Origin of the sequence: Stappia sp., assembly GCF_965276915.1 — a bacterium.
GTDB lineage: Bacteria > Pseudomonadota > Alphaproteobacteria > Rhizobiales > Stappiaceae > Stappia.
In genome coordinates, this window is record NZ_OZ255709.1 from 450,558 (window position 1) to 462,399 (window position 11,842).

The following is an 11,842-nucleotide window of genomic DNA, read 5'->3' on the forward strand; positions in this document are numbered from 1 at the left end:
AGGAGACCTTAGACATGGCCTTGAAAATTCGTCTTGCCCGCGGCGGCGCCAAGAAGCGTCCGTTCTACCGGATCGTCGTTGCCGACGTGCGCTCGCCGCGCGACGGCCGCTTCGTCGAGAAGGTCGGCAGCTATAACCCGATGCTGCCGAAGGACAATGCCGACCGCGTCGTGCTCGATGCCGAGCGCATCCAGCATTGGCTCGGCCACGGCGCCAAGCCGAGCGACCGCGTCCTGCGCTTCCTCGACGCCGCCGGCCTGATGACCCGCGAAGCCCGCAGCAACCCGAACAAGGCCGAGCCGGGCCAGAAGGCCAAGGAGCGTCTCGCCGAGAAGAAGCAGGCTGCCGAGGACGCCGCCGCCGCTGCCGCCGAGGCAGCTTCCGCCGGTGCCGAGGCTCCCGCCGAGGAAGCTTCGGCCGAGTAAGCCGGCATCGGTGGAATGCCTCCGGGCGACGCCCGGGTTGAGTGACTGACAGGGACCCGCGCGAACCGCGCGGGTCCCGCATTGCTTTGCAGCCGCCGATACTGCGGGGGCGGGCAAGGCAAAACGCCAGGAGGTCGCGCGTGACGACAGATCGCATCCTCATCGCCCGTATCGGCGCCGCCCACGGCATTCGCGGCGAGGTCCGGGTCAAGCCCTTCGGCGACGATCCCCTGTCCTTCGCCGATTACGGCCCGCTGCAGACGGCGGACGGCAAGCGCGAACTGACCGTTGCCTCCGCCAGGCTGCAGAAGTCGATGGTGGTGACGAAGTTCGAGGGCGTGAACGACCGCAACGCTGCCGAGGCGCTGAACGGAACGGACCTTTATGTCGCCCGCGCGGCGCTTCCCGAACTCGACGACGAGGACGAGTTTTACCACGCCGACCTGCTCGGCCTGAAGGCTGTGGCAAGCGACGGCGCGCTGCTGGGAACGATCGTGGCAGTGCCCGATTTCGGCGCCGGCACCTTGGTCGAGATCCGCCCCGCCGGAGCGTCGTCCTTTTATGTGCCCTTCACCCGCGAGGCCGTGCCCCGGATCGACCTCGCCTCAGGCGAGGTCACGATCGTGCCGCCGGAGGATCACGCCGACGAGGAGCCTGGCGAGGCCGGGGCCTGATCCCGCCCGGAGACGGAAACAGGGACGGACAAGGGCGAAGACTGGGGCAAAGACTGGGGCGAGGACAGGAAGTCGTCGCCCTCGATCGCTCGCTCGGCAAGCGCCGCGCGCGTTTCGGATCGGATCAGCACGATGGCGGCGACGACCAGCGCGACACCGATCGTGTTGGCGGCAACATCGCCGAGCGAGGCATGATGATGCGGCGTCAGGGCCTGGACCGCCTCCCCGCCGATGCCGGCAAGGCTGGCGACGCCGGCGGAAATACGCAGCCGGCAGCAGAAGAACGCATGGATCGCCAGGGTCAGCAGCCCGAAGAACACCAGATGCTGCAGCTTGTCCCAGGGGTGATCGATGCCCGTGTTGAACACCAGGCCGACGGCAATGCCATAGGCAAGCAGCAGGGCCAGCGGCGCGACCCGGCTGAAAGACAGGTCGAGATAGTGCCGCTCCACGGTCTGGCGCAGCGCTTCGGCCACTCGCGACAGGGGGCCGGGCATGGAGGGTTTCGGTGACATACGTCCTTTCTAGAAGGCAAACCGTTAATCAAGGATTGCGGCGAACGCCGAGCCGCGCGCCCCGCCGCCATCCAGGACCGGACCTGCCATGAGCTTTGCCGCCACCATTCTCAGCCTCTATCCGGACATGTTCCCCGGGCCGCTCGGCGCCTCGCTCGCCGGACGGGCGCTGGAGCGCGGCGACTGGTCGCTCGAGACCCGCCAGATCCGCGACCACGCCACGGACAGGCATCGCTCGGTCGACGACACGCCCGCCGGCGGCGGCGCAGGCATGGTGCTGCGCGCCGACATCCTGGCAAGCGCCATCGACGCGGCCACGCCCGAGGGCGACACGCGCCCGCGACTTCTGATGAGCCCGCGCGGACGCCCGCTCGACCAGGCCCGCGTGCGCGAGCTTGCCGGCGGGCCCGGCGCCGTCATCGTCTGCGGCCGCTTCGAAGGCGTCGACCAGCGGGTGATCGAGACGCGGAACCTGGAAGAGGTGTCGGTCGGCGACTATGTCCTGTCCGGCGGCGAGCTCGCCGCCATGGTGCTGCTCGATGCCGTCGTGCGGCTGCTGCCCGGCGTCATGGGCAATGCCGAAAGCGGCGCGTTCGAAAGCTTCGAGACCGGTCTCCTGGAACATCCGCACTACACCCGCCCGCGGGAATTCGAGGGGTTGTCGATCCCCGGGATCCTGACCTCCGGCGACCATGCCCGCATCGACCGCTGGCGCCGCGAAGAGGCCGAGGAGCTGACAAGGGAACGGCGCCCCGACCTGTGGCAGCGCCACCTCGCCGGGGAGGACGACGCCTGAGCGCCGGATACGCGCAAAATCGGGCGTTTCGACGCGAAAAGGGCATGACAAACCTGGCCGCTTGCGCTATGCAGCGGCCACTCGGGTGCCGAACTGGCGCCGCGTGCCGTTTTTCCTTTGCACAAACGTGCCACATGCCCTTCCGGGCGGAGCGGGAAAACGGACGGGCGACACCGGTGCGCGAACCGGATTTCCACCACCGGACGCAAGTTCCGGACTGGCCAAAAACGCGGTGAATTCGCCCCTGCGGCTCGACCGTTAGCGGACGCTCTGACCGACACGAACCAAAAAGGCAGTGCCATGAACATCATCGAACAGCTGAACGCCGAAGAAATGGCGAAGATCGAAGCCGCGCGCAAGCTGCCGAGCTTCTCTCCCGGCGACACGATCCGCGTCAACGTGCGCGTGACGGAAGGCAACCGGACCCGTACGCAGGCCTATGAAGGCGTGTGCATCGCCCGCGCCGGCGGCGGCATCAACGAGAGCTTCACCGTCCGCAAGATCTCCTATGGCGAAGGCGTGGAGCGTGTGTTCCCGGTCTACTCGCCGATGCTGGAAGGCGTCGACGTGATCCGCCGCGGCAAGGTCCGTCGCGCCAAGCTCTACTATCTGCGCACGCGTCGCGGCAAGTCGGCCCGTATCGTCGAGGCCACCAATGTTCGCGCCCGTCGCCTGAACGACGAGATCAAGTCGGACCTGGCGGCCGTCAAGGCAGCCAAGGAAGCCGAGCGCGCCGAGGCCAAGGCCGCCGCCGAGGCGTCCTCCGCCGAATAAGCCTTGCAGGCGCGGCCGCACGGCAGCGCCGGAAGGTATCAGGATCAACGAAAACGGCCCCGGACATCGCGTCCGGGGCCGTTTTCGTTTCGAAGCTGCCTGTTTTCTGTTTCATGGCAGGAGTTGCGGCCAGGAGCCAACCGGCCGGCGCCTATTCGATCCGGCGCAGATGGGCGCGCACGGCAAGGCGCGAGGTTGCCGCGGTCAGCACCGTGACCAGGAAGATCACCGCCAGCACGCCGAGATAGCCGGCAACGCCGACCGACACGCCGCCGAACATGTCCATCGCCCGGGCAAGCCCCTGCAGGCCGGTGCGGTCGTCGGCGAGAAAGCCGAGCACGACGAAGACGAGGCAGGCGCCCACCCCTCCGGCAAGGCCGCCCTGCAGGCCGAGCAGCAGGAAGTGTCGCTGGAATTCGCGGGCGACGAAACTGTCCTCGGCGCCGACGAAATGCAGCACCTCCACGACGTCCCGGTTGCCCGCCATCGCGGCGCGGGTGGCGAAGACCACCGACAGCACCATCGACCCCAGCACCAGCGACAGGATCGCCAGGCCGCCGAAGACAACGGCGCCGGCCATCGCCGCGAGCCGGTCCGTCCACGATCCGTGATCGTCGATGCTGGCGCCGCGCACCACGGCGGAAACCGCCGCGCGCAGGTCGCCGAGTTCGAACCGCGACGGCTCGTCGATCTCGACCTGGATCAGGCGCGGCACGGGCAGGGTCGCAAGATCCAGTCCCTCGCCCAGCCAGGGCTGAAGCAGGCCGCGGGTTTCCTCGTCCGACAGCGCCCGCACGGCACCGATCCCCGGCTGCTCCCGCGCCGCCGCGATCGCCTTCTCGATCTCGCGCAGCATGTCGACGCCCTCGGCCGGGCGGATCTGGATCGTCACCTCGCGCTGCAGGTCGTTCGACCAGGCGTTCGCCGCCTCGTGGATGATGGCGACGCCGCCGACGGTGAGGCAGGCAAGGAAGCTCATGATCGCGACGACAAATGTCAGCGCGCGCCCGGCGACCGCCTGCGAGGGCACGATCGGCGCCGGCGAGCGCAGGCCCGACATCCCGCCGCGCGCCTTCGCCTTGCCGCGCAGCCGTGCCCGCATGGCGCTGCCGGCACCGCCCGCCTTGCCGCTTCCGGCGCCGGCTCCCGGCCTGCCGCCACGCCCCTCGCGCTGCGGGCGCGGACCCTGCTTCGCGCCTCCGCTCGGCCGCGCCGGGCGATCCTTGCCGCTCCTGCCGTCAGTCATGGATATGCAACCGTCCTTCGCCGAGTTCCATGCGCCGCGCGTCGACCTGGTCCATCAGGGCAAGATCATGCGTCGCGATGACCACCGAGGTCCCCAGCCGGTTGAGCTCGATGAACAGCCGCAGCAGCCGGCGCGCCAGCGGCGGATCGACATTGCCCGTCGGCTCGTCGGCAAGCAGCATTTCGGGCCGGGTGATCAGCGCCCGGGCGATGGCCGCGCGCTGTTTCTCGCCGCCCGACAGAACCGGCGGCAGCACATGCATGCGCTCGCCAAGGCCCACCCACTTGAGCAGTTCCACCACGTCGGAACGATACTGGCTTTCCTCCTGGCCGACGACCCTGAGCGGCAGCGCGACATTCTCGTAGGTGGTCAGGTGGTCCAGCAGGCGGAAATCCTGGAAGACGATGCCGATCCGCCGGCGCAAGGCTGGGATCTGGCTCTTCTTCAGGGCCGACGTGTCCTTGCCGAAGGCGCGGATGAGCCCGCGCGTCGGCGCCAGCGACAGGAACAGAAGACGCATCAGGCTGGTCTTGCCCGCGCCCGACGGGCCGGTCAGGAACTGGAAGGACTGCGGCCTGATCTCGAAGGTCAGGTCGCGCAGGACCTCCGGGCCCATGCCGTAGCGCAGACCGACATTTTCGAATCGGATCACGGCAACCTCTCGTTAACACATTGTCCCGACACTATCGCCTCGCCATTAACGCTTCATTAACGATATCGGGGCGTGATGAGGTCGTGACGATCCGTGTGCGGTCGGCGACGCGGGAAACGCGCCGCCGTTTGCAGCATGTTTACGGACCATGGCCAATACTTGACCCTTTCCCGGTCCGGTATCCATGGCGGCAAGCATGCCACGCCAAGCCGGAGGTTTTGTGGGCAAGACGAGGCCTCTTCCACAATGATGATAACCTGCCCGGACTGTTCGACTGCCTACCGGGTCAGCGCCGCCGCGCTGGGGCCGGACGGGCGTAGCGTGAAATGCGCCCGCTGCGGCACGCGCTGGCACGCCAGCGCCGAGCCGGACACAACGTCCATCGAGACCGAAGTCCCCGACGAAGCTGAAGTCGAAACCGAAGCCGAGGCGGAGGTCGAGGTTCTCGCCACCCAGGCCGTTGGCGCCATGGCGACCGCCGGCGACGACGACCTTGACGGTTTTGCCGGCGACGAGGCAATGGATGAGGATGGCGGCGAGGACGCGGATGCAGGCGCGGGCGGCGACGCGGAAGACACCGACACGCAGGACGCCGACGAGACTTTCGGCCAGGACCTGATGCCCTTCGACGCGGCGGCGGACGAGCGCGAGGCCGAGACCAAGAAAACCCCTGTCGACATTGAAAGCCTGGCCCGCAAACCCAAGATCCAGGTGAAGACCAAGCCGCCCGAGCCGGTGCTGAGGCGGATCGTCGACCAGGTCGGCCAGCGGGCGCGACGCGTCCGTCCGCAACGGGTCGTTGGCGCGATGATGTTTTTCGGCGCAATCGCGCTTTGCGCCTTCGCGGTGACGTTCCGCACGCCGATCGTGGCGCGGATGCCCGACCTCGCCGGCCTTTTCACGCTGGCCGGGCTCGACGTGAACCTGCGCGGCCTGGAATTCCGCGACCTGCGCACCTTCCGCGAGATCGAGGACGGCACCATCGTTCTCGTGATCGAGGGCACGATCGAGAATATCAGCCGTCAGCCGATGCATGTACCGGCGGTCAGGCTGGCACTGCGCAGCGAGGACGCCCAGGAAATCTATGCCTGGATCATGGAGCCGCGCTTGCGCCGGCTCGATGTCGGTGGCACGACACGGTTCCGAACCCGCCTGTCGGCCCCGCCCGACCCGGCGGCCGACATCCAGGTGCGCTTTGTCGAGCGCGGAGAACAGCAGGCCAGAGTGAATGAGTGACGACGCCGAAATCCGCACCCTGATCGACGAAGAGGCGATTGCCGCAAGGGTCGGGGAGATCGCCCGCGAAATCGCTGGGTCGAGCCCGCAGCGCCTGCTTGTCGTCGCGGTGCTGAAGGGCAGCTTCATGTTCGCCGCCGACCTGGTGCGCGCCATGCACAGGGTCGGCCTGCGCCCGGAGATGGAGTTCATCCATCTGTCCAGCTACGGCTCCGGCACGGAGTCAAGGGAAATCCGGGTCCTGCGCGATGTGGAGAGCGATGTCGCGGGACGGGATGTGATTCTCGTGGATGACATACTGGAAAGTGGCAGAACGTTAGCTTTCGCACGAGACCGACTCACTGAGCGCGGCGCAGGATCGGTGCGCATCGCGGCCTTGCTCGACAAGCCGATGCGCCGCAAATCCGCCATTTCGGCGGACTATGTCGGATTCGACTGTCCGGACAAGTTCGTGGTCGGATACGGGATGGACATGGGCCACAAATGGCGCCAGCTCCCGTATATCGGCTACGTCGTCCAGGATGCGCCGGAACCGGCGAACGTTTGAAAACGGAGTGGGACATGGCCCATATTCTGATTGCCGAGGACGATGAGGCGGTTCGCAGCTTCGTCAAGCGCGCCCTGGAACTGGACGGCCACACGGTGGTCGCCCAGGAGGATGGCGCCGCGGCCGCGGAAACGCTCGTCCGGGAAAAGGGGGCCTTCGACCTCATCCTGTCGGATATCAAGATGCCCGTCATGGACGGCATCGCCTTCGCCCTGATCGCCGCGCGGGACTATCCGAAAGTGCCGATCCTGCTGATGACGGGCTTTGCCGACCAGCGCGAGCGCGCCAACGGGCTCGACGCGCTGATCCACGATGTCGTCACCAAGCCCTTCTCGCTGGCCGAGATCCGCAGGGCCGTCAGCGATGCGCTGCTCGGCATCTGCCGCGAGGAAACCCGACGCCGCTACGCCTGACGGCCACCGCCCTGTTCCCCGCCGGCCCGATACCGGCGCGAGGGCACGGGGTGTGAGCTGTCAGGACCCGGCGCGGCGGTCTTCCGGCTGATCTTTGCATCTGTCGTCAAAACCCGGCCTTCGCACAGGCCGGGTTTTGCTTTTCCGTGCCCGGCCGCTGCGCGGCCCGCGCGCACCCCGCATCAGTAGCGACGCAGAAGCCGCTCCAGATAATCCAGCTCGATCATCGGCCGGCTCGGGTCGGAGAAGCGGCGGCGCAGCTCCTCGAGAATGCGGCGGGCCCGCTGCACGTCGATCTCGTCCGGCACGCGCACCCGCTCGCCGAAGTCGGGGCCTTCCGTGCGGCGCGGACGTCCGAGCGGGTCCTCGTCCATGGGATTGCCCTGGCGTCCGGCCATGCCCGGCCCTTCGCCCTGCCCCTGCCCGAGCATCTGCTCGGCAAGCCCCTGCGCCCCCTGCCTGAGCGCGTCGAGCGCATTGCCCTGCTGGCCGACGGCCTCTCCCGACTGGCCCTGGCCAAGACTGTCGCGGGCATTGCCCATCTCCTCGCCCGCGCGGCCGAGCTGGTCGTTTTGCGGAACGCCGTTGCGCGCCAGCTGGTCCATCAGCTCCTGCAGCCGCTGTCCGAGTTCGCCCTGCCCTTCCTGCAGCTGGCGCAGGGCCTCGGCCAGCTGCTCGGGCGTCATCTGCCCGCCCTGCTGCTGCCGGCCCTGCGAGCCGCCCGGCTCGCCTTGCTCGCCCTGCTCTCCCTGCTCTCCGTTGCGCTGCTGGTCGAGCCGGTTGGTCTGGTCCATCAGCTCCTGCTGCCGCTGGATCATCTGGCCGAGCTCGTTCAGCGCCTGCATCATCTCCTGGGTCATGCCATCCGGCATCTGCTGCGGCCGGCCGGCCTGCAGGTTCTCCAGCATCCGCTGCATCTGCGCCAGAAGCTCGCGCGCGGCATCCCGCGAACCGTTCTTCGCCAGCTCCTCGATGCGCGAGAGCATTTCGTCGAGGTCCTGGGGCCGCAGATTCTGCGCGTTGGGGTCCATCGGCTGCATCGCCTGCGGGTTCTGCCGCATCTGCTCTGCCAGCGCCTGCATGTAGTCGCCCAGCGCCTTGCGAAGCTCCTCCGTCAGCCGGGCGATCTCCTCGTCGGAAGCCCCCTCCTCAAGCGCCTTGCGCAGCGCCTCCTGCGCATCGCGCAGGGCCCGCTCCGCCATCGAGAGGTCGCCATCCTCGATGTTCAGCGCCAGCTCCCACAGGAGATCGACCACCGCACGCAGCTGCTCGTCGTCCTGCGCCGCGACCAGCTGGCCACGCGCGAAATGCATGCCGAGATAGGTCCGGGCATTGTCGATGAAGGTTTCGGGCGCCAGCATCAGCGCGTCGAACGCGTCGAGCACCCGCACCTGCGCATTGGCATCAAGCGCCAGGTCGCGGCGCTGCTCGACGATGGCCCGGGCAAGGGGCTTGGCAAAGCGCCGCTGGGGCAACGTGAAGCGGTGCGGCTCGGAACGGCCGGTCTGCCCTGCATGGTCGCCGGCGCTGAGCACAAGGTCGACCTTGGAACCGGCCCAGGGATGACTGGTCAGGTCGCGGATGGTCTCGCCCGCCCCGGTCTTGCGCTCGCCGCCGGCCAGCGACAGGGGAAAGCCCGGCGCCTCGACCAGAGGGCGCGCCGCCCGGTTGCTGTCGAGCCCCTTCACCTGGACGGGGCTGATATCCGCCTTGGCCGAGACCACCCCGTGATCGTCCTCCACCAGATAGGTGAATTTCACCGCGCCGCTGAGCTGCTCCTCCGGGTCGTTCAGCAGGCGGATCGTCGGCGCATCATCGGCTTCGATCGCGATCCGCCAGCTGTTGACCAGATCCTCGCCATTGCGGATCTCAAGCGTCGCCGATGTCTCCAGCCGGCTGCGCAGGTTCCCCGAACTGTCCGCCGTGCCCGCCTCGGCAACAAGGTCGGTCGCCGCGCCGTCGCTGACAAGCTGCACGCCGAGATCGGGAACCCCTTGCGCCCGCACGATCAATTCGCTGCCCTCCGGCACGCTCAGCGCCTGGGCGGGATCGCGCAGCTCCGCCGCCTCGCCCGTCAGGAACAGCGGCGCGCGGCCGGTATAGACGGGGGGCGTGATCCAGGCATCGATCCGCAGCGGCGCGGCGACCGCCTCGCCGCCCGCGCCGGACATCGGCGACAGGCGCTGCAGGTGCACGCCGTCGGCAACGAAATATCCGACAAGCAGGAGCATCGCCGCCAGGACGCGCAGCGCGAAGGGATCGCGGCGGAAGGCCTGCGGGCTCGGTGCATCGGTTCTCACCGATGCAAGCGCCGTACGCGCCCGGCGCCGGTGCAGCTCCCACAAGGCGCGGGTTGCCGGTGTGTCGCCAGCGTCGAAGAGCGCGTCGTCGAGGGCTGCGAGCGGCCGATGGCTCAGTCCGGACACCCGTTCGATGCGCGCCAGCGCCGCAGCGCGCGAGGGCAACCGCACCGCCACGAGCGGCCAGCAAAGGCGGCAGGCGACAGCCAGGAAGGCGAGCGCGACAAGGGAGGAAAGCAAGACCGGCAGCAGCGTCCACAGGCCGGCCCAGGACAGGCCGACATAGAGCGCCACGACGATCAGGACATTGTGCAGCGGCGGCCAGATCCGCTCCCAGAGAATGGCGAGGCGGGTTTCCACCACCGCGCGTTCGAGCCGGCGATAGGAGCCCTGCGGCAAGGTCGCATGCTGCGCCCGCGCCTCGTCCTCTCGCGCCTCATGGGGAGCGCTGCCGGGGGAGCGGCCCGCACCCTCCGGTGTCGTCGCGTCGTTCACCTGTCCTGCCTCCGCGGCCCGGCCCGTCCGGTCAAACTGCCCCCGAACAGGTAGGGTGGGGCGTTTCGACCACTTTGGCAAGGGCAGACGCCGTTCGCCGGAGGCTCACTCGTCGGTGAGCCAGTCCGGCAGGCGGTCGGCGGAAATCAGGTCCTCGTAGCTCGGACGCGGCCGGACCACGGCATAGCGGTCGCCATTGACCAGCACCTCCGGCACCAGAAGGCGGCTGTTGTAGCTGCCGGCCTGCACCGCTCCATAGGCGCCGGCGGAATGCACGGCGAGCAGGTCGCCGGCGGCGACCGCCGGGATGTCCCGGTCCTGGCCGAGATAGTCGCCCGTTTCGCAGACCGGCCCGACGATATCGGCATGCATGCGCGGATGCTCCGGACCCGGACGCAGCACCGGTCGGATCTCGTGATAGGCATCGTAAAGCGTCGGCCGGATCAGGTCGTTCATCGCGGCATCGACGACGACGAAGGTCTTGGCGGCGCCTTCCTTCACGTAGAGGACCTGCGTGACAAGAATGCCCGCATTGCCGGCGATCATCCGCCCCGGTTCGAAAATCACCGTGCAATCAAGGTTCTCGACATGCTTGCGAACCACCTGCGCATAGGCGTCGGGATGCGGGGGCGGCTCGTTGTTGTCCTGGTAGGGAATGCCGAGCCCGCCGCCGAGATCGACATGGTCGATCGCATGGCCGTCACCGCGCAAAGCGGCGATCAGCCCGCCAAGACGCGAGAAGGCGGCGTCGAACGGCTCAAGCTCGGTGATCTGCGAGCCGATATGCATGTCGATGCCGGAGACCTCGATGCCCGGCAGGCTGGCGGCCAGCGCGTAGACCTCGCGGGCGCGCTCCCAGGGAATGCCGAACTTGTTCTCCGCCTTGCCTGTCGCGATCTTCGCGTGGGTGCGGGCATCGACATCCGGGTTGATGCGCACCGAGACCCGGGCGGTCCGCCCCTTGCCGCTTGCCACCTGCGAAAGCTGCACAAGTTCCGGTTCGCTTTCCACGTTGAAGCACAAAATATCCTGGTCGAGGGCGAAGGCCTGCTCTCCCGCCGTCTTGCCGACGCCGGAGAACATGATCCGCTCGCCGGGAACGCCAGCTGCCCGGGCGCGGCGCAGCTCGCCCTCCGAGACGACGTCCATGCCCGCGCCGAGCCGCGCCAGCGTTGCCAGCACCGCCTGGTTGGAATTGGCCTTCATCGCGTAGCAGACCAGCGTCGGGATGCCCGCGAACGCCTCCTTGAACACCCGGTAGTGCCGCTCGAGCGTCGCCGTCGAATAGCAGTAGAACGGCGTTCCGACCTCGGCCGCGATCCGTTCAACCGGTACATCCTCGGCCCTCAGCCGGTCGTCGACATAATGAAAGTGATGCAAGGTCGTGGTCCCGGCTAGGAGCCCGGCCGGCGCTGCGCCGCGGGGGGCGTTGCCGGAACCGGGGAGGAACGAATGGACCGGTTCGCGCGATACGCCGCGCCACCGGCCCGTGCCCGATGTCAGATGTCAGATGGTGGCCGATGTCAGATGATGGCGTCGAGAACGAAGGGGCGATCCGGTTTCGCCGGCGCGGGCTCCGCATCCGGCGTGCGATAGCTGCCGCCCTTGACCGCCGGATCGACGGCATCGGGCCGGTCGAGCGCCCCGCGCCGGCCGCAGGCGCCGACAGCAAGCGCCAGCACGACAGCCACAAGCACGCCGCCGCGCAGAAACGGGGAGATGACACCCTTCGCCATGTTCAGCGGAACTCCTCTCGCCAGTCCGGTCTC

13 protein-coding genes are annotated in these 11,842 nt (G+C 68.3%); 7 read left to right on the forward strand and 6 right to left on the reverse strand.

What is annotated here, in order from left to right; translation table 11 throughout:
- The first annotated feature begins 14 nt into the window (after positions 1-14).
- Complete coding sequence (rpsP, locus tag ACQY46_RS02025) at positions 15-425, forward strand: 30S ribosomal protein S16 (RefSeq protein ID WP_428698654.1); 411 nt, start codon at positions 15-17, stop codon at positions 423-425.
- Between the two features lie 140 nt (positions 426-565).
- Complete coding sequence (gene rimM, locus ACQY46_RS02030) at positions 566-1,099, forward strand: ribosome maturation factor RimM (protein ID WP_428698655.1); 534 nt, start codon at positions 566-568, stop codon at positions 1,097-1,099.
- Here rimM and ACQY46_RS02035 read toward each other — a convergent pair.
- Positions 1,063-1,614: a hypothetical protein gene (locus tag ACQY46_RS02035; protein WP_428698656.1), complete on the reverse strand. Its 552-nt coding sequence runs from the start codon at positions 1,612-1,614 to the stop codon at positions 1,063-1,065. The genes rimM and ACQY46_RS02035 overlap by 37 nt on opposite strands.
- 88 nt (positions 1,615-1,702) lie before the next feature.
- On the opposite strand from ACQY46_RS02035, the gene trmD reads away from it, so the two are divergent.
- The gene (gene trmD, locus ACQY46_RS02040; protein ID WP_428698657.1) at positions 1,703-2,410 is read left to right on the forward strand and encodes a tRNA (guanosine(37)-N1)-methyltransferase TrmD; all 708 of its coding nucleotides are present in this window, start codon (positions 1,703-1,705) and stop codon (positions 2,408-2,410) included.
- 300 nt (positions 2,411-2,710) lie between these two features.
- Positions 2,711-3,184 carry a 50S ribosomal protein L19 gene (gene rplS, locus ACQY46_RS02045; protein WP_428698658.1) on the forward strand — a complete coding sequence of 158 codons (474 nt, stop codon included), beginning with the start codon at positions 2,711-2,713 and terminating at the stop codon, positions 3,182-3,184.
- A 151-nt stretch (positions 3,185-3,335) separates the two neighbouring features.
- Here the strand turns inward: rplS and ACQY46_RS02050 are convergent, their stop codons facing one another.
- Positions 3,336-4,430 carry a cell division protein FtsX gene (locus ACQY46_RS02050; protein WP_428698659.1) on the reverse strand — a complete coding sequence of 365 codons (1,095 nt, stop codon included), beginning with the start codon at positions 4,428-4,430 and terminating at the stop codon, positions 3,336-3,338.
- On the reverse strand, positions 4,423-5,082 hold the full coding sequence (gene ftsE / locus ACQY46_RS02055) for a cell division ATP-binding protein FtsE (protein WP_428698660.1): 660 nt from the start codon (positions 5,080-5,082) through the stop codon (positions 4,423-4,425). Before ftsE ends, ACQY46_RS02050 begins: the two co-directional genes overlap by 8 nt.
- 246 nt (positions 5,083-5,328) lie before the next feature.
- Between ftsE and ACQY46_RS02060 the strand changes: the two genes are divergently transcribed.
- The 3 genes from ACQY46_RS02060 to ACQY46_RS02070 are packed head-to-tail and all read left to right on the forward strand — an operon-like array spanning position 5,329 to position 7,278.
- Positions 5,329-6,318, forward strand: a complete 990-nt coding sequence (locus tag ACQY46_RS02060; RefSeq protein WP_428698661.1) for an MJ0042-type zinc finger domain-containing protein — start codon at positions 5,329-5,331, stop codon at positions 6,316-6,318.
- A complete protein-coding gene (gene hpt / locus ACQY46_RS02065) occupies positions 6,311-6,865 on the forward strand; it encodes a hypoxanthine phosphoribosyltransferase (protein ID WP_428698662.1) in 555 nt (184 codons plus the stop codon). The genes ACQY46_RS02060 and hpt overlap by 8 nt, the downstream gene beginning before the upstream one ends.
- Positions 6,866-6,879: 14 nt before the next feature.
- Positions 6,880-7,278 carry a response regulator gene (locus tag ACQY46_RS02070; protein WP_428698663.1) on the forward strand — a complete coding sequence of 133 codons (399 nt, stop codon included), beginning with the start codon at positions 6,880-6,882 and terminating at the stop codon, positions 7,276-7,278.
- 182 nt (positions 7,279-7,460) lie between these two features.
- Here the strand turns inward: ACQY46_RS02070 and ACQY46_RS02075 are convergent, their stop codons facing one another.
- From ACQY46_RS02075 to lptM, 3 genes are all read right to left on the reverse strand, one after another.
- Complete coding sequence (locus tag ACQY46_RS02075; RefSeq protein WP_428698664.1) at positions 7,461-10,073, reverse strand: TIGR02302 family protein; 2,613 nt, start codon at positions 10,071-10,073, stop codon at positions 7,461-7,463.
- 105 nt (positions 10,074-10,178) lie between these two features.
- Positions 10,179-11,453: a diaminopimelate decarboxylase gene (lysA, locus tag ACQY46_RS02080; protein WP_428698665.1), complete on the reverse strand. Its 1,275-nt coding sequence runs from the start codon at positions 11,451-11,453 to the stop codon at positions 10,179-10,181.
- 143 nt (positions 11,454-11,596) lie between these two features.
- Positions 11,597-11,809 carry an LPS translocon maturation chaperone LptM gene (gene lptM, locus ACQY46_RS02085; RefSeq protein ID WP_428698666.1) on the reverse strand — a complete coding sequence of 71 codons (213 nt, stop codon included), beginning with the start codon at positions 11,807-11,809 and terminating at the stop codon, positions 11,597-11,599.
- Between the last annotated feature and the right edge of the window lie 33 nt (positions 11,810-11,842).

What these genes read in the sequence shown, in the direction of transcription:
- hpt (WP_428698662.1), top strand. Translation starts at nt 6,311, where the DNA reads ATGAGTGACGACGCCGAAATCCGCACCCTGATCGACGAAGAGGCGATT.
- ACQY46_RS02060 (WP_428698661.1), top strand. Translation starts at nt 5,329, where the DNA reads ATGATGATAACCTGCCCGGACTGTTCGACTGCCTACCGGGTCAGCGCC.
- trmD (WP_428698657.1), top strand. Translation starts at nt 1,703, where the DNA reads ATGAGCTTTGCCGCCACCATTCTCAGCCTCTATCCGGACATGTTCCCC.
- rpsP (WP_428698654.1), top strand. Translation starts at nt 15, where the DNA reads ATGGCCTTGAAAATTCGTCTTGCCCGCGGCGGCGCCAAGAAGCGTCCG.
- lptM (WP_428698666.1), bottom strand. Translation starts at nt 11,809, where the DNA reads ATGGCGAAGGGTGTCATCTCCCCGTTTCTGCGCGGCGGCGTGCTTGTG.
- ACQY46_RS02070 (WP_428698663.1), top strand. Translation starts at nt 6,880, where the DNA reads ATGGCCCATATTCTGATTGCCGAGGACGATGAGGCGGTTCGCAGCTTC.
- ACQY46_RS02035 (WP_428698656.1), bottom strand. Translation starts at nt 1,614, where the DNA reads ATGTCACCGAAACCCTCCATGCCCGGCCCCCTGTCGCGAGTGGCCGAA.
- ACQY46_RS02050 (WP_428698659.1), bottom strand. Translation starts at nt 4,430, where the DNA reads ATGACTGACGGCAGGAGCGGCAAGGATCGCCCGGCGCGGCCGAGCGGA.
- rplS (WP_428698658.1), top strand. Translation starts at nt 2,711, where the DNA reads ATGAACATCATCGAACAGCTGAACGCCGAAGAAATGGCGAAGATCGAA.